The 15,393-nt window shown below is 73.6% G+C and carries 15 protein-coding genes, 1 other RNA gene and 2 pseudogenes; 9 read left to right on the top strand and 9 right to left on the bottom strand.

All coding sequences use genetic code 11. The features are described from left to right. Nucleotides 1–20: 20 nt before the first annotated feature. Nucleotides 21–1,319, bottom strand: a complete 1,299-nt coding sequence (locus EAO73_RS19015; RefSeq protein WP_147972725.1) for a multidrug effflux MFS transporter — start codon at nucleotides 1,317–1,319, stop codon at nucleotides 21–23. Nucleotides 1,320–1,397: 78 nt separating this feature from the next. Here EAO73_RS19015 and EAO73_RS19010 point away from each other — a divergent pair, with 78 nt between their 5' ends. Further along, nucleotides 1,398–2,396: a Gfo/Idh/MocA family protein gene (locus tag EAO73_RS19010; protein ID WP_191134136.1), complete on the top strand. Its 999-nt coding sequence runs from the start codon at nucleotides 1,398–1,400 to the stop codon at nucleotides 2,394–2,396. Here the strand turns inward: EAO73_RS19010 and EAO73_RS19005 are convergent. Further along, the gene (locus EAO73_RS19005) at nucleotides 2,393–4,021 is read right to left on the bottom strand and encodes an alkaline phosphatase D family protein (RefSeq protein ID WP_147972724.1); all 1,629 of its coding nucleotides are present in this window, start codon (nucleotides 4,019–4,021) and stop codon (nucleotides 2,393–2,395) included. The two genes, EAO73_RS19010 and EAO73_RS19005, sit on opposite strands and share 4 nt — an antisense overlap. 205 nt (nucleotides 4,022–4,226) lie before the next feature. Further along, nucleotides 4,227–4,748, bottom strand: a complete 522-nt coding sequence (locus EAO73_RS19000) for an SRPBCC family protein (RefSeq protein WP_147972723.1) — start codon at nucleotides 4,746–4,748, stop codon at nucleotides 4,227–4,229. A 63-nt stretch (nucleotides 4,749–4,811) separates the two neighbouring features. Here EAO73_RS19000 and EAO73_RS18995 point away from each other — a divergent pair, with 63 nt between their 5' ends. The 3 genes from EAO73_RS18995 to EAO73_RS18985 all read left to right on the top strand — a co-directional run bounded on the left by EAO73_RS18995 (nucleotide 4,812) and on the right by EAO73_RS18985 (nucleotide 7,247). Then, the gene (locus tag EAO73_RS18995; RefSeq protein ID WP_147972722.1) at nucleotides 4,812–5,426 is read left to right on the top strand and encodes a TetR/AcrR family transcriptional regulator; all 615 of its coding nucleotides are present in this window, start codon (nucleotides 4,812–4,814) and stop codon (nucleotides 5,424–5,426) included. A gap of 31 nt (nucleotides 5,427–5,457) precedes the next feature. After that, nucleotides 5,458–6,240, top strand: coding sequence for an SDR family oxidoreductase (locus EAO73_RS18990; RefSeq protein WP_147972721.1), 783 nt, complete (start codon nucleotides 5,458–5,460; stop codon nucleotides 6,238–6,240). A 128-nt stretch (nucleotides 6,241–6,368) separates the two neighbouring features. Beyond that, on the top strand, nucleotides 6,369–7,247 hold the full coding sequence (locus tag EAO73_RS18985; protein ID WP_147972720.1) for a PhzF family phenazine biosynthesis protein: 879 nt from the start codon (nucleotides 6,369–6,371) through the stop codon (nucleotides 7,245–7,247). A gap of 18 nt (nucleotides 7,248–7,265) precedes the next feature. Here EAO73_RS18985 and EAO73_RS18980 read toward each other — a convergent pair whose 3' ends face one another. Next, entirely contained in the window at nucleotides 7,266–8,135 is an 870-nt protein-coding gene (locus EAO73_RS18980; RefSeq protein ID WP_147972719.1) for a ScbA/BarX family gamma-butyrolactone biosynthesis protein, read from the bottom strand. 154 nt (nucleotides 8,136–8,289) lie between these two features. Here EAO73_RS18980 and EAO73_RS18975 point away from each other — a divergent pair, with 154 nt between their 5' ends. Both EAO73_RS18975 and EAO73_RS18970 read left to right on the top strand, forming a co-directional pair. Then, the gene (locus EAO73_RS18975; protein ID WP_147972718.1) at nucleotides 8,290–8,664 is read left to right on the top strand and encodes a VOC family protein; all 375 of its coding nucleotides are present in this window, start codon (nucleotides 8,290–8,292) and stop codon (nucleotides 8,662–8,664) included. 78 nt (nucleotides 8,665–8,742) lie between these two features. Continuing rightward, nucleotides 8,743–9,330 (top strand): NUDIX domain-containing protein, encoded by a 588-nt coding sequence (locus EAO73_RS18970; protein WP_147972717.1) that lies wholly within the window; start codon nucleotides 8,743–8,745, stop codon nucleotides 9,328–9,330. A 38-nt stretch (nucleotides 9,331–9,368) separates the two neighbouring features. Here EAO73_RS18970 and EAO73_RS18965 read toward each other — a convergent pair whose 3' ends face one another. Both EAO73_RS18965 and EAO73_RS18960 read right to left on the bottom strand, forming a co-directional pair. After that, nucleotides 9,369–10,229 carry a phosphotransferase gene (locus EAO73_RS18965; RefSeq protein WP_224756369.1) on the bottom strand — a complete coding sequence of 287 codons (861 nt, stop codon included), beginning with the start codon at nucleotides 10,227–10,229 and terminating at the stop codon, nucleotides 9,369–9,371. Nucleotides 10,230–10,306: 77 nt separating this feature from the next. Beyond that, nucleotides 10,307–11,671 carry a helix-turn-helix domain-containing protein gene (locus EAO73_RS18960; protein ID WP_224756368.1) on the bottom strand — a complete coding sequence of 455 codons (1,365 nt, stop codon included), beginning with the start codon at nucleotides 11,669–11,671 and terminating at the stop codon, nucleotides 10,307–10,309. Between the two features lie 264 nt (nucleotides 11,672–11,935). On the opposite strand from EAO73_RS18960, the pseudogene EAO73_RS37220 reads away from it, so the two are divergent. Further along, nucleotides 11,936–12,430 (top strand): annotated as a pseudogene (locus EAO73_RS37220) (DUF6624 domain-containing protein); the annotation flags it as partial. 73 nt (nucleotides 12,431–12,503) lie between these two features. Here EAO73_RS37220 and EAO73_RS36640 read toward each other — a convergent pair. Next, nucleotides 12,504–12,671: pseudogene (locus EAO73_RS36640) on the bottom strand (DUF6357 family protein); the annotation flags it as partial. A 143-nt stretch (nucleotides 12,672–12,814) separates the two neighbouring features. On the opposite strand from EAO73_RS36640, the gene EAO73_RS18945 reads away from it, so the two are divergent. Together EAO73_RS18945 and EAO73_RS18940 are read left to right on the top strand one after the other, a co-directional pair. Continuing rightward, nucleotides 12,815–14,050, top strand: coding sequence for a DUF6357 family protein (locus EAO73_RS18945; RefSeq protein ID WP_147972715.1), 1,236 nt, complete (start codon nucleotides 12,815–12,817; stop codon nucleotides 14,048–14,050). Between the two features lie 130 nt (nucleotides 14,051–14,180). Further along, on the top strand, nucleotides 14,181–14,555 hold the full coding sequence (locus EAO73_RS18940; RefSeq protein ID WP_147972714.1) for a hypothetical protein: 375 nt from the start codon (nucleotides 14,181–14,183) through the stop codon (nucleotides 14,553–14,555). A 120-nt stretch (nucleotides 14,556–14,675) separates the two neighbouring features. On the opposite strand, the gene rnpB is transcribed toward EAO73_RS18940, so the two are convergent. Both rnpB and EAO73_RS36635 read right to left on the bottom strand, forming a co-directional pair. Then, nucleotides 14,676–15,075: RNase P RNA component class A (rnpB, locus tag EAO73_RS18935), an RNA gene on the bottom strand. 122 nt (nucleotides 15,076–15,197) lie between these two features. Beyond that, a partial coding sequence (locus EAO73_RS36635; RefSeq protein ID WP_224756367.1) for a TetR-like C-terminal domain-containing protein occupies nucleotides 15,198–15,393 on the bottom strand: 196 nt, incomplete at its 5' end.

Genomic DNA, 15,393 nt, shown 5'->3' with positions numbered 1-15,393 from the left:
TAGGCGGGCCGGGGCCGCCGTCAGATCGCGGAGGGGCGCTGCCAGGGGCGGCAGAGGCCGAGGAAGCACACCAGGGCGCCGGCCGCGCAGACCAGCTGGACGACGGCCATGGGCACCGCGGTCTCCTCGCCGGCGATGCCGACGAGCGGGGAGGCGATGGCGCCGATGAGGAACTGGGAGGTGCCGAGCAGCGCGGAGGCCGATCCGGCGGCGTGCTTCGTACGCATCAGCGCCTGCGCGTTGGTGTTGGGCATCGCGAGGCCCATCGCCGACATCAGCACGAAGAGCCCGGCGGCCACCGGCACGAGACCGACGTCGCCGAAGACCCCGGAGGTCATCAGGAGCAGCGCGGTCGCGGCGGCCACGATGACGACGAGGCCGAAGGTGAGGGCCTTGTCGAGGCTGATCCGGCCGACGAGCAGCTTGCCGTTGATCTGGCCGACGGTGATCAGGCCGATGGAGTTGATGCCGAACAGCAGGCTGAAGGTCTGCGGGGACGCCCCGTAGATCTCCTGGATGACGAAGGGCGAGGCGCTCACGTACGCGAAGAGGGCGGCGAAGGCGAGGCTGCCCGCGATCATGTAGCCGGTGAAGACCCGGTCGGCGAGCAGGCCGCGCATGGTGCGCAGCGCGTCGCGGACGCCGCCGGTGTGGCGTTCGGAGGGCGGCAGGGTCTCGCCGAGCCACTTCCAGACGACGAAGGTGAGCAGCAGCCCGACGACGGTGAGGACGGCGAAGATGCCGCGCCAGTCGGTGAGGCGCAGGACCTGTCCGCCGATGACCGGCGCGATGACGGGGGCGACGCCGGAGATCAGCATCAGCGTCGAGAAGAACCGGGCCATCGCGACGCCGTCGTACATGTCGCGCACCACGGCGCGGGCGATGACGATGCCGGCCGCGCCCGCGAGGCCCTGGATCAGGCGGAAGGCGATGAGGAGCCCGGCGGACGGGGCGAAGATGCAGAGCGCGGTGGCCAGGACGTAGACGGCCATGCCGAGGAGCAGCGGGCGGCGCCGGCCCCAGCGGTCGCTCATCGGTCCGACGACGACCTGGCCGAGCGCCATGCCGGTGAGGCAGGCGGTCAGGGTGAGCTGGACCGTGGCGGCGGGGGCGTGCAGCGCGTCCGTGACGGCCGGAAGGGCCGGGAGGTACATGTCCATCGACAGCGGCGGGAGCGCCGTGAGACCGCCGAGGACGAGGGTGACGAGGAGGCCGGTGCGCCGGGCGGCGGCAGTGGCCCTGCCGGGAAGGGGTGCCCCTTGCGGGGCGGTGTCGGTGGTGCGTATCTGCTGGGCCCGGCTGACGCCGCTCTCCGGCATTCTCATCTCCATAGTTGTTGAATCCGGCTCTATGCTCTCAGCTCGGCGGGGATGGTCGACACCTTTTTGGGAGCGTGCATGAGCAGGACTGTCCGATGGGGCGTGCTGGCGACCGGCGGGATCGCGGCGACGTTCACCGCCGATCTGCAGGCCATGCCCGATGCGGAGGTGGTGGCCGTGGCGTCCCGCACGGACGCCTCGGCACGGGCGTTCGCGGAGCGGTTCGGGATACCGAGGGCGTACGGCGACTGGGCGGGCCTGGTCGCGGACGACGAGGTCGACGTGGTGTACGTGGCAACGCCGCACTCCGCGCACCGGGAGGCCGCCGCGCTCGCGCTGGAGGCCGGGAAGCACGTGCTGTGCGAGAAGGCGTTCACGCTGAACGAGCGCGAGGCGCGGGAGCTGGTGAAGTTCGCCCGGGACCGCGGGGTCTTCCTGATGGAGGCGATGTGGACGTACTGCAACCCCGTGATCCGCCGCCTCACGGAGCTGGTGCGCGACGGGGCGATCGGTGAGATCCGCACCGTGCAGGCCGACTTCGGCTTCGCGGGCGACCTGGGGCCCGGCCACCGGCTGCGCGATCCCGCGCTGGGCGGCGGGGCGCTGCTGGACCTGGGCGTGTACCCGGTGTCGTTCGCACATCTGCTGCTGGGCGAGCCGGACCGGGTGCAGGCGGACGCCCTGCTGTCGCCGGAGGGCGTCGACCTGAACACCGGGATGCTGCTGGGTTGGGACTCGGGGGCCAACGCGCTGCTGTCCTGCTCGATCGTCGGGCACCACCCGACGGCCGCCACGGTGATCGGGACGGCCGGGCGCATCGACATCCCGCACAGCTTCTTCCACCCGGAGGGCTTCGTGCTGCGCCGGGCGGGCGCCGAGCCGGAAGAGATCACCTCGGGCCCGGGTCCGCAGGGCCTCTCGGGGATGCAGTACGAGGCGGCCGAGGTGATGCGGGCGCTGCGGGCGGGCGAGACGGAGTCCCCGCTGGTGCCGCTGGAGGGCTCGCTCGCGGTGATGCGGACGCTCGACGCGGTACGTGACCGCATCGGCGTCCGCTACCCGGTGGACGCGCTCTAGGCGGGCTTGAGGCCCGGGTCGCCGGCCTCGGTGACGAACGAGCCGGCGGTGGTGACGGGGGCGCCCGGCGTGGTGACGGCGGAGACCGTACGGAAGTCGGCGCGCGCCCGGCGCTCCTGGAGGGTCACGACGGCGTAGCCGCGGCGGCCGTTGTAGAACTGCAGGTGCGGGTTGGCCTGCGTGAGGTTGGCGTAGTTGGACGGCTTCTCGGAGCCGTCCTTCCCGCTGGTGACGGACGTCGTGACGATCTCGGTGCCGACGGTGCGCGACGCCGGGTCGTCGAAGTCCCGCTTGATGTCGAAGCCGTAGCTGACGTGCACGTCGCCGGTGAGGACCATGAGGTTGTCCACGCCGGCCCGCTCGGCGCCCTGGAGGATGCGGTCTCGGGACGCGGTGTAGCCGTCCCAGGAGTCCATGGACAGCTTGAAGGCGTCGGTGGGCACGTCGCGGCGCTGGGCGAAGGTGACCTGCTGGGGCACGACGTTCCAGGTGGCGCGCGAGTGGCGCCAGCCGTCGATGAGCCAGCGCTCCTGGGTGGCGCCGGTCAGGGTGCGCCTCGGGTCCTCGGACTCGGGTCCGGGGGTCTGCCAGCCGTCGCCGTACGCCTGGTCGCTGCGGTACTGGCGGGTGTCGAGCACGTCGAACTGGGCGAGCCGGCCGAAGCTCAGGCGGCGGTAGAGCCGCATGTCGGGGCCGGTCGGCCGCTGGGGCGCGCGCAGCGGCTGGTTCTCCCAGTACGCGCGGTACGCGGCGGCCCGGCGGATCAGGAACTCCTCCGGCGGCACGTCGTTCTCGGGGATGTCGCCCGCGTAGTTGTTCTCGGTCTCGTGGTCGTCCCAGGTGACGACGAAGGGGTGCGCGGCGTGGGCGGCGCGCAGGTCGGGGTCGGACTTGTAGAGGGCGTACCGCAGCCGGTAGTCCTCCAGCGTCGTGGTCTCCCGGTTGAACAGGGCGGGCAGGGTGCGGTCGGTGTAGTTGCGGGCGCCGCCGGTCGCGGTGACGGCGTACTCGTACAGGTAGTCGCCGAGGTGGAAGACGACGTCCACGTCCTCCTGGGCGAGGTGCTTGTACGCGGTGAAGTAGCCGTCGTGGTACGCCTGGCAGGAGACGGCGGCCAGGGCCAGTTCCCGCTTGCGGGCGCCGGGCGCGGGCGCGGTGCGGGTACGGCCGACGGGGCTGGTCCACTGCCCGGCGCGGAAGCGGTAGTAGAGGACGCGGTCCGGGGCGAGGCCCTGCACCTCGACGTGCACGCTGTGGTGGAACTCCGGGTGGGCGTACGTGGTGCCGCGCCGCACGACCCGGGCGAAGCGCTCGTCGTGGGCCAGCTCCCAGCGGACCTCGACGCGGGCGTCCGGCAGGCCGCTGTCGGGTTGGAACGGGCGGGGCGCGAGCCGCGTCCAGAGAAGGACGGAGCCGGGCAGCGGGTCACCCGAGGCGACGCCGAGCGTGAACGGGTCCTCGCCGATCTGCCGGCCCTGCATCTCGCGCGCACTGGCGGTCCCGGCGGCGGGCAGGCCGACCGAGAAGGCGAGCGCGGCGGCGGCTCCGGTGACCGTGAGGAAGCGGCGGCGGTCGGTGTGCCGGGCGGCGTCGCGCAGCTCCTGCTGTGGCGATGAGTGCGTCATCTGTCCCTCCCCTGACTGGTGGTGTGGGGGAAGTCCAGCGGCCCGGCGCATCCGGAGGCTGTCGTGTTCGCGTCGCGCGGGCGTCGCCCGGATGAGAAGTGCGCCAGGATGGTGCCCCCGGGGGCAAACTCCGCGTTCGCGGCGAAACGATGATCATCGAGCGGGGGCGTGGAGTCGCGGACATCGCCGGGATTCCCGCGCGAATTCACCCCCCGGGGTTGCCTCCGGCGAGGCGGCGCGCGAGGGCGCGCAGCAGGCGGGTGTACGGTCCCCGGCGCGCGGGCCGCGCCACCGCGCCCGCGCAGGCCCGTTCCGCCCGGTCGAGGCTCTCCTCGATCAGCGCGTCGTGCAGCGGGCGCCAGACGAGCGGCCAAGTGAGCCGGGCCGGGCCGGTGGTGCGCATGGCGAGGGTATGCCGCAGGACGGCCCCCGACTCCCCCGTACCGGCGGGCAGTACGGCGTACTCGTGGAACCCGTGGAAGCCGCGCGGCCCGTCGAAGGCGAACCGCACCCAGAGCGCGGGGACATGGGCGACGACCGTGTACCGGACGGGGCCGTGGCCGCCCGCGGCCCCGACGCCCAGTGGCCGGTCGAACGCCATCGCGGGCCAGCTCCGGTGCGGCCACAGGCGGTCCTCCCCGCCGGGCCGCGCCAGGCCGTCCAGCAGGGCACCCACCCGGTGCGCCGCGACGGGCAGCAGCCGTTCGTGCACGTTGTAGACGCCCACGGGCCATCCTCCATAAATAGAGAGATCTCTCCAAAACCCTTCTGGAGAGTACTCTCCGATTCCATGGCCAGGCCACCCCGTTTCAGCACCGACCTCCTCCTCGACGCCGCCGTGGCGCTGGGCGCCGCGTCCGGGCCGGCCGGGGTGACCATGTCGGCCGTCGCCCAGGAGACGGGCGCCCCCAGCGGCTCCGTGTACCACCGCTTCCCCGGCCGCGACGCGCTGCTCGCGGAGGTGTGGCTGCGTACGGTCGAGCGCTTCCAGGAGGGCTGGCTGGCGGCGGTCGAGGCCGAGACGGACGCCCTCCGGGCCGGCCGCGCCGCCGCCCGCCATGTCGTCACCTGGAGTCGCGCGCACCCGCGGGAGACGACGCTCCTCCTGTACGGCGCCGAGGACTTCGGGCGCTCGGGCTGGTCCGACGAGCACCGCGCCCGCGCGGACCGGGGCGGCAGGCGGGTGCGGGCCGCCCTTGCCGCGCTGGCTGCGGGGCTGGGGGCGGACGGCCCGGCGGACCGCGAACGGGTCGCCCTCGCGGTGATCGATCTGCCGCTCTCGCTGGTCCGCCGCCCTCTGCGCGCCGGGCGGCCGCTGCCCGCGCACGCGGAGCGGCTCGCCGAGGAGTGCACGGCCGCGCTGCTGGGGCAGGCCCCGGAGCCCGGCGCGGGCGGTCCGGGCTGAGGGGTGCGCACTGCGCGTACGCTGCGGCGGCATGAGCAACAATCTGTTGAACCCCGCGAAGGACTCCGCCCCTCGTACGGCCGTGGTCACGGGCGCCGGTTCCGGCATCGGACGTGCGGTGGCGCTCGCGCTGGCCGGAGCGGGCTGGGCCGTGGCACTGGCGGGCCGGCGTCCCGAGCCGCTCGCCGAGACCGCCGCGCTGGCCGGGCCGGACGCCCGGATGCTCACCGTCCCGGCCGACGTGACGCTCCCCCAGGACGTGGACGCGCTGTTCTCCTCCGTACAGGAGTGCTTCGGGCGCCTCGATCTGCTCTTCAACAACGCGGGGACCTTCGGGCCCGGCGGGCCGGTCGAGGAGCTGGCGTACGAGGACTGGCGCGGGGTCGTCGACGTGAACCTCACGGGGGCGTTCCTGTGCGCGCAGGCGGCGTACCGGCAAATGAAGGAGCAGGACCCGCAGGGCGGGCGGATCATCAACAACGGTTCCATCTCCGCGCACACGCCCCGCCCGCACTCGGTGGCGTACACCGCGACCAAGCACGCGATCACCGGCCTGACGAAGTCCCTCTCGCTGGACGGGCGTCCGTACCGCATCGCCTGCGGCCAGATCGACATCGGCAACGCGGCGACGGACATGACGGAACGGATGCGGACCGGAACCCTCCAGGCCAACGGCGAACTCGCCGTGGAGCCGGTGATGGCGGCGGACGACGTCGCCCGCACGGTGCTGCACATGGCGGACCTGCCGCTGGAGGCGAACGTCCAGTTCGCGACGGTGATGGCGACGGCGATGCCGTACGTGGGACGCGGGTGACGCGCGGGGCGCGCCGGGGTCCGGGGCCGCGCCCGGCGGCTGCGCGTTCCGGCGGGGCGTGTTGCGGCAGGGTGTGACGCGGGCGCGGTCGCGGGAATGCCGTCGCCGGGGCCGGGGTTGTGCGGCACATGAGTGATCTCCCCGCGACGGACGTCCTGCGTTACACCGCCTTCTCCGCCGACCCCGAGGGCGGCAATCCCGCCGGGGTCGTGCTCGACGCCTCCGGTCTCGACGACGCGGCCATGCTGGCCGTGGCGGCGGAGCTGGGCTACAGCGAGTCGGCGTTCCTCACCGGCCCGGCCGAGGCGTCCGGACCCGGGGTGCGCGGCTACACGATCCGCTACTTCAGCCCGAAGGCGGAGGTGCCGTTCTGCGGCCACGCCACCGTCGCCACGGCCCTCGCGCTCGCCGAGCGGGACGGGCCGGGCGAGCTGGAGTTCGCCACGCCCGCCGGCCGGGTGCCGGTCACCGTGGTCCGTGAGGGCGGGGAGCTGCGGGCGACGCTGACCAGCGTGGAGCCGAGCGTCGAGGACGTCGCGCCGGCCGACCTGGCCGAGGCGCTGGCGGCTCTGGCCTGGCCGGAGGCCGACCTCGACCCGGCCCTGCCGCCCCGGATCGCCTACGCGGGCGCCCGCCACCTCGTGCTCGCCGCCGCCACCCGGGAGCGGCTGGCCGCGCTCGACTACGACTTCGCGCGCCTGGAAGCGCTGATGCACCGGCTGGACCTGACCACGCTCCAGCTGGTCTGGCGCGCCTCGGCCACCGGCTTCCACGTCCGCGACCCGTTCCCGGTCGGCGGGGTGGTGGAGGACCCGGCGACGGGCGCGGCGGCGGCCGCCTTCGGCGCGTATCTGCGCGCGCTGGCCCTCGTACCGGACAGCGCCGAGCTGACGCTGCGCCAGGGCGAGGACATGGGCCGCCCCGGCACGCTCACCGTGACGCTGCGGGCGGGCGACGCGCGGGTACGGGTGAGCGGGACGGGCACCCGGCTGCCGGAACCGGCCTGAGCCCCGGCCCGGCGCGGGTCAGGACGAGCCGAGCGCGCAGGTGAAGACGGTGCCGCCGTCCTGCACCGCCCGTACCAGCACGCCCCCCGGGGCGGTCGTCGCGTCGATCCGGCAGGGCCGGTCCAGCTCCACGTACCGCAGGAAGTCGGAGCGCAGCGACACCGGGAGGAAACCGGGCACGGTCGCGGCGGCGGCCTGCCTCGCCGCCTCCAGCAACAGGATGCCGGGCACATGGTCGTTGGGGCGGCCGAACAGCGTCGGGTGCCGGATGTCGAGCCGCAGCGGCCACCGGCCGGGGGCCACCGGGGGCGCGAGCACCACGTCCCGCTCGGAGGTCCGCCCCGCCGTGAGCGGCGCGAGGGCCGGCAGGAGGGACGCGGGGGCGGCGGCGGCCCGGTGGCCCCGCAGCCGCCGGTAGGCGGCGGCCGAGGTGCAGCTGATCCGGGAGCCGCAGGTGGCCAGGACCCCGCCGTCCCGGCGCAGGACGAAGTCGACGCGCATCGAGCCGAGGCTGCTGCCGCGGCGGCGGATGTCGGAGCAGGACACCTCCACCATGACGTCCCAGGGCTCGTCGCCGAGCACGAGGTGCCCGGCGGCGGTGGTGTAGCTCAGCTCCCACATGACGAACGCGTCGCCGAGCGGCACCCCGAGTTCGGCGTGGCAGACCAGCATGGCCGCCTGCCGCATCGTTTCGGCGATGAGCAGCGGATCCTGGTGGCGGCCGCCCACGGGGGCGAAGAAGCGGTGGGCGCGCGGCCAGTGGGCGGGCACGCAGAACCGGGTGTCGCTCAGCCGGGTGACCCCGGTCGGGAACGCGTCCTGCGGGTCCGTGCGGTGGACCAGCCGCCGGAAGTGTTCCCCGGTGACGCGTGAGGAGAACTGGATCATGGGGACTCCGATGCGAAGGGGCCGGGTGGCCCCCGCCCCGGCAGTGATCGGGCCAGTCTGCCCCGGCCCCGCCCACAGTTTCCAGCCACCCCCTCGGGTCGGGCCCTAGGGTGGCTGGGGTAACCGGCCGTCATCGTTGTGACAGGAGTGCCCCATGTCCGTTCACCGTGTGGTCCCGAACATCCCGGTCGGCGCGGGTGACGCCGGAGCGGACGCTTCCGCCCTGCGGGAGAACGCCGCGTTCTACGGCCTGCTCGGCTTCGAGGAGGTCATGAACCATGGCTGGATCATGACCCTCGCGTCGCCCACCCAGCCGGCCGCTCAGATCAGCTTCATGACGCGGGACGAGACCGGCCCGGTCGACCCGGACCTGAGCGTCGAGGTGGCGGACGTGGACGCGGTGCACGCCGCGCTGGTGCGCCAGGGGGCGGAGATCGTGTACGGCCCGCACGACGAGGAGTGGGGCGTGCGCCGCTTCTTCGTACGCGACCCGAACGGCAAAGTGGTCAACGTACTGACGCACCGCTGAGGCGCGGCGTCGTTGGACAGGGCGACCGGTGACCGTCCGGTCGCCTGCTTCCGACGCACCACGCCGAAAGGTGACCCCATGCCCCAGCCACCCTTCTTCCTGTCGCCTCCGGCACCACCGCCACCGCCACCGGCCGCGCCGCGCGTCCCGGGCGCCGGTGCCGGGCGGGCGCTGCTGCCGGCGGAGGAGTACGTCCGGTCGGTGCCCAAGTCGACCGGGTTCGCCTGTGTGTTCTTCACCGACGCGGAGCACCGGCCGGTGCAGTTGCGGGCCACGTACTCACGTACGCACCCCTGGCAGTTCCCGGGCGGGACGATGGACCATGGCGAGCGGCCCTGGGAGACGGCGCGGCGGGAATGCCGGGAGGAGACGGGGATCGAGGTGCCGGGGCCGCCGCGCCTGCTGGCCTCGGTCTTCGGGCCGCCCGGTGCCGACTGGCCGTACAGCACCACGGGGTGCGTGTTCGACGGCGGGCGGCTCACGGACGAGCAGATCCGGTCCATCGTGCTGGACCCGGACGAGCACGACGCGGTCCGGGTCCTCGCCCTGGAGGAGTGGCGCCCCCTGATGCCTCCGCAGGACTTCGCCCGCCTGGAAGCGGTGCTGACGGCGCGTCTGACGGGGACGGCCGCCTACTTCGACACGTGGGGGTGGGGGGAGGACTGAAGGCACCTCGTGGGCGGAGCCGGGCCCGCCCGGCCCGGTCAGAGGATGTGCCACCGCTGACCGGAGTCCCCGTGCCGCAGCCCTTCGACGCGGCGTCTGACCTCGTCCAGGCTGGCCGGTGCCTCCCGCACCTTGCCGGCGTTCGTCATGATCATCTGAAGTTCGCGCAGGGCGGCGAGGGTGCGGTAGCCCGTCCAGTGGGTCACGTCCCAGCCGTACGACTCGGCGAAGGCGTGGTAGTGCTGCTCGCCGTGGCCGAAGCGCCGGCAGTGGACCTCGATCGTGACCAGATCCCATTCCGGCTGCCCGACGGCCACGGTGTCCCAGTCGCAGAGGACGGCGTCCGCGCCTCCGCTGTGCAGGGCGTTGCGGTGCTGGGGGTCGCCCTGGATGACCCCGGCGGGAAGCGCGAACCGCACCCGGTCCAGCTCCGCCTCCAGCCGGTCGGCGTAGGAGGAGAGGTACGCGATCGTCTCCGGGGGCAGGCAGGTGATTGCCGCCATGGAGCGCCGGATGGCGGCGAGGCTGTCGTGCTCGGGAAGCGCCACGGGCACCCCGGCACGGGTGTGCAGGGCGTGCAGCGGCTTGGCGAGCTGCGCCGCCGCGACCGGGGCCTCCGGCTGGGGCAGGTACTCCCAGACCGTGAGGGCGCACCCGTCGACCACGATCGGCTGCGGGACGGGGTGGAGGGGGACGGTGGGGAACCCCCCGTCCATGAGCCAGCCGACGAAGGCGACGGTACGGGCCACATCGGATATCCGCGATCCCTTGCGGGCGATCTTGACGACCACCTGCTCCCGTTCGAGCAGAACGACCGCGTTGGTATGGCCCCGAAGCAGGCGCGCGTCACCGCAGTCCAGTCCGGCGGCCGCACAGCCCCGTTCCAGGATGCGACGCATCTCCGATTCCTCGAACCCACCAGGTGCCGCCGTCGCTTCCCTCATGGCTCCAGGCTCTCCGACGGCCCTTGCCCCTGTCACACCTGGGTCGGGGGAAGGGCGATGATCTCGCACAGTTCCCGTACCGCACGGCTGCCACGGACCCTGGCCGGCAGGGCCCCGACGACGTCGCGGGCCCGCTCCACGACGATCGAGGTGCGGTGTTCGGGGGCGAGGCCCAGCAGAGTGGCCCCGGCCAATTGGCAGGCTTCGGCGGCGCTGTGGTCGTGGGCCAGGCAGAGGGCCGCCTCGAAGGTGAGCAGGGCCGGGTCGATCCCGGTGTTCGCCGGGTAGAGCCGAAGCCCCGCCTCCTGGACGCGGCGGGCCCGCGAGGTGCGGCCGAGAGCCGTCTGCGTGCCGCTCTCGTACAGCCGGAAGCGCCGCTCGGGGAAGGCGAAGGCGTCCTGCTCCGACGTGCTGCCCGTACGGCTCTGCTCGAAGGCCGCCGCAGCGCGCGCGAGAGCACTCTGCGCCCCCTCGGAGTCGCCCAGCTTCGCCAGCGCGCGGGCCTCCGCCGCCCAGGCGAAGGCCGCGGTCGGGCTGGGGCGGTTGCGGCAGAGCACGCGCGCCTCGCGGGCCAGGGCGACAGCGGCCTCCAGCGGGCCGTAGTGGTACGGCAGCATGGCGGCCTGCGCCCTGACCCGCGCGCGCAGTTCCGTGCTGCCGCTGTCGTCGGCGGCGTTGCGCGCGGTGGCGTACCAGGACCGGGACCGCGTCAGGTGGCCCAGCTTCATGAGCGCGTCGGCGATGAGCGTGGCGAGCACCGCGGTCAGTTCGGACAGGCGGGCCTGCACGGCGGCCGGCTGCCGGTGGGCCGCGAGCTCCCGGACCTCCGCCAGGTGGCCGAGAAGGCTGCCCATCATGGGGCGGGGCGGTGTGCAGACATACCGTTCGCGGTCCCAGAGGACCTGCTCGTCCAGATGGTCCAGCTGGGTCGCGGTGACGGTGCCGGCCGCCAGCGTCCGGTCCACCGCCCGCCTGAAGAAGTCGACTTGGAGCTCCAGCGATCCGAGCCCGTCGTCCTCCCGGACATCCGGCGCGGAACGCACCTGGTCGATGACGGTGGCGGCCGGGGCGGCGAGGCCGAGGTCCTGCGGTGAGCAGTCGTAGATCTCGCAGAGCAGCCCCAGGGTCACCGGCCTCGGTCGCCGGCCGGTCTCCCAGTGCCCCAGCTGGTCACCGTCCACCCGGGGCGCGTCCGCCCGGCTCGCGGCACGGGCGTTGAGCGCGTCGGCGGCCTGCTTCAGGGTGAGCCCGCGGGCGAGCCGGTGGGCGCGCAGCGAGGACACGGAACAGTGGGCCCGGATGGCCCTGGCCAGCTCGTGCACCGAGTCGCCGCGGCTGAGTGCCTCCTGCCGTAACCGCCGTGCGCAGGAGGGGCGGTGCGGGTGGCGGTCCATCATGCTCCTAGCCGAGTCCCTTTTTCCGGAAAGGCTAGTCAGGGCCCGCCCGTCCGGGGAGCGGATCAGTCACTTCCCGGCCCCTCCGTGCCCGCGCCGTGACGAAAACAGTGACTTGTCCGCCCCGAGTGACGGATCAGTGACCGGGGCGGTTGCGCATGCCCGGCGCCCGGCCAATCCTGCTGCTCCCGGAGCCCACCCCGCCGCGTGACCCGGGAGAACCCTCGGCCCGGACGACGGACCCGACGACCACACACCGGGAGCCTCATGCCCACGGAACCCCGACACCCGCACCTGGCGCGCGAACTGATCCACCACGCGGCGGGGGCCGACGCGCACTGGTACCGCCTCGCCCGGCTGCCGGCGCAGGACCAGCTGATCGGTACGGGGCGCCACACCGACCACGTCAACGCCGGCTTCCTGAAGGGGATCATCGTCGAGTACGGCTGGCCGGACGTGCCGCTCGTCGGCCGGGACGGCGCCGCTGCGGCCTGGCGCATCGCGCTCCACTGCGATCCGCGCACGGACATCCAGGGGGCCGCGCTGCGCGAGATGCACAGGGCCGTACAGCGAGGGACCGCGTCCGTGCGCCAGTGGGCCCACCTCCATGACCGCTACGCCCTGAACACCGGCTCGCTCCAGGACTACGGCACGCAGTACCGCCTCGGTCCCCACGGGCCCGAGCGCCATCCGGTCCGCGACCCGGACGAGCTGGACACCCGCCGCCGTCAGGTCGAACTCCCGCTCGCCGCAGACGCGTTGCGTCATCTGCGGCAGCGTCTCGCCGCATCGCCACGCGGGGCCGGGGAGTGGGAGGGGGCGCCGGCGCCCGGACCGTCTCCGTCGCCGTACGCAGGGCCGCGCAGACCTGACCCCGGTCGAGCAGACCGGTGTCGGCGCCATGGGCGACGAGCTGCCCCCGGTGCCACGGGATGCGCCGGAACAGCGCGTCGACGTCCGCCGGCGGGGCGAGGAGGACCGGGTCCAGGAGCGCGACGGCGGCGCGACGCCTGATGACCCAACAGGGCGCCTGCTGAACGCCCTGACCACCGAGGTCCCCGACGGTACGCACACCGTCGGGGCCCTCGGCCCGTCACCCCGCCCCCGCGTACGCACCGGTCCCGCCCGCCGGGAAAGACTGGGCGCATGAGAGACGTCGTTTTCACGCGCGGCAGCGGCTGGATCCCGAACGTGGTCCGCGAGGACGGTGAGCTGCGGCTGATGCTGGGCGCCGGGGCCGACGCCAACCACGAGCCCCGCACCTTCACGTTCCCCCTCGGCGAGGCCCACCTCGCCGTGATCCGCGCGGACCTGGCCCGTCACCTGCTGCTGTGGAGCGCGGTCCTCCCGCTGTGCGACGCGGCCGGGACCCGGGGCCCGCTCGACGAGGACGCCGCCGTCGCGCTCCTGGACCCGGTCCTCCTCGCCCCGCCGGCGGACGTCGACGCGCTGTTCCGGCGCATCCCGTGGCACCGGGGGCAGCTCGTCGCCCATGGCGCCGACACCGGTCTGCTCGACCGGGGTCAGGTCTGCGCGGCCCTGCGTACGGCGACGGAGACGCCCGACAGCAAGCGGGCCCAGGAGTACGCCGCCCGGGGCCGCCGGGCCGAGCGCGGCACCGTACTCGGTCCGCTCGACACCGCGCTCCTGCGGTACACGAACCAGTACCTGCACGGCGCGACGATCCCGAGGCGGACGCCCGGCGCCGTCGACCCCACGCTGCTGCCCGAGGTCATGCGGGTGATCGCCACCGCGGAGCAGGCCTGCGCGGGTCTGCGGATCGGCCGCGACCCCCGCCGGGGCAAGCACGCCACGGACAAGCGCGACTGGGAACGGATGACGACGGCGGTCGACGCGGCCGTGCGCCGCGCCCACCCCGGGCTCGCCGACGAAGCGGTGCGCACCATCGGCTTCCTGCTGTGCTCGGAGGCGGCGGACCGCGCCAGGAACGCGCCCATGGACGATGACGACAATCGGGAGCCCGCGCGGCGAGGGCCCCTGTCGTACACCGACGACAAGGGCGCCGAGAAGACGTGGCGGCCGGGCGGTCCCCGTACCGCCACCGCCGAGTTCTGGGAGTTCGTCGCCGACCGCGCCGCCTCGGACAACGAGGTGTTCACCATCGAGGACGAGGAGCGGGGCGAGGGGATCCAGCTCCACTTCTACGCGGACTCCGCGGCCCGGATCACGACAGTGCGCGAGGGCCGGGGCGGGGCGGATCCGGAGTACCGGGTCGAGTACACCCTCGTCGACGGGATGAGCGGCTATCGGGCCCTGGTCAGCGCCTTCGTCCGCGGCGGCTGCGGCGCACTCGGGGAGCACGGGCCCTGGATTCCGGATGTCGCCGAGTTCGAGCGGGCGCGCCGGCGACGCGACGCCTGATGACCCAACTCGGCGTTGGCGGGACGTTGTTGAACCGTTGATGCCGACGCCTAGCTTGATCACGAAACGTTCGGAGATCGACGGGTTCTCCGGATACAGGACGACATCGACAGAACGGGGGGCATGTCCCATGTCCAAGAACATCGCCGCACGCGCCGCCGTGGCCGCCGGCAGCCTCGCCCTGGCCGCCACCGGACTCATCGCGGGCGCCGGCACGGCCGCCGCCGGCTCCAACGGACAGCAGATCTCCTACACGGACCACGCGACGCCCGGTCTCCGGCACTCGATCGAGCTCTACGGCTACAACCACAACGGTGAGGAGAGCCTCGGCTGCTTCACCATCAACTCGGGCGGCACCACCCAGATCGGCGGCTGGTGGTGGCGCGGCGACCTTGTGGTCAAGGCGTTCAACACCTCCAACTGCACGAACGGCTACGGCTGGGGAACCCACGTCGCCGTCCCGTACTCCCAGAACGGTGACTGGACCTACGTCACCGGCTACTAGGCCGGCCGGGCCCGACCACGGGGGAACGGGCCAGGGGTGATCAACGAGCAGGGGCCGGCACGCGAGCTCACCGCGTGCCGGCCCCTGTCCGTACGTTCACCGGCCGAAGGCCGGAGGCGGCAGACGAGTCGGGCTGTACGCCGGGTTCTGTCGCCCGGTCGCCTCGCGGCGGCCGGGGAGACGGCCATCCATCTAGGGCCGGCATTGCTGCCGGCCTCGTGCGGTCTACCCGCGAACTCGGGCGGGCCGCCCTCGAACGTTCACGCAGGAGCACCGGGGTGCTCCCTCTTGACCTTGCTCCGGGTGGGGTTTACCTAGCCGTCTGAGTCACCTCAGACGCTGGTGGTCTCTTACACCACCGTTTCACCCTTACCCGGGACCGAGGTCCCGGGCGGTCTGTTTTCTGTGGCACTGTCCCGCGGGTCACCCCGGGTGGCCGTTAGCCATCACCCTGCCCTGTGGAGCCCGGACGTTCCTCGGGAGGATCCGAGGATCCTCACGCGGCCGTCCGCCCGGCTCGTCTGCCGTGCCGACCATGCTACCCGGCCGGGCGGTGACGCCGGACGGGCGCTCAGAGGAACGCGCCGGTCTCCAGTCGCTCGCCAGAATGGGCCGTCGTGGCACAGCAGCGCCCCCACACGGTCAGAGGCGGCTCGACGCCAGCGCGGTGATGCCCGCCGTCCAGGCCGTGGTGACGGACTCCGGGGTGGGGAAGCGGCCGTTCAGTTCCATCATGACCATGCCGTGGGCGAAGGCCCAGGCCGCCCGCGCCAGGGGCTCGTCGGGGGCGAGGGCGCGGAAGAGCGGGGCGGCGGCGCGTTCCTCCAGGTCCTGGGGG

Origin of the sequence: Streptomyces sp. col6, from assembly GCF_008042035.1 — a bacterium.
Lineage (GTDB): Bacteria > Actinomycetota > Actinomycetes > Streptomycetales > Streptomycetaceae > Streptomyces.
This window is presented reverse-complemented; position numbering and strand designations above follow the sequence as displayed.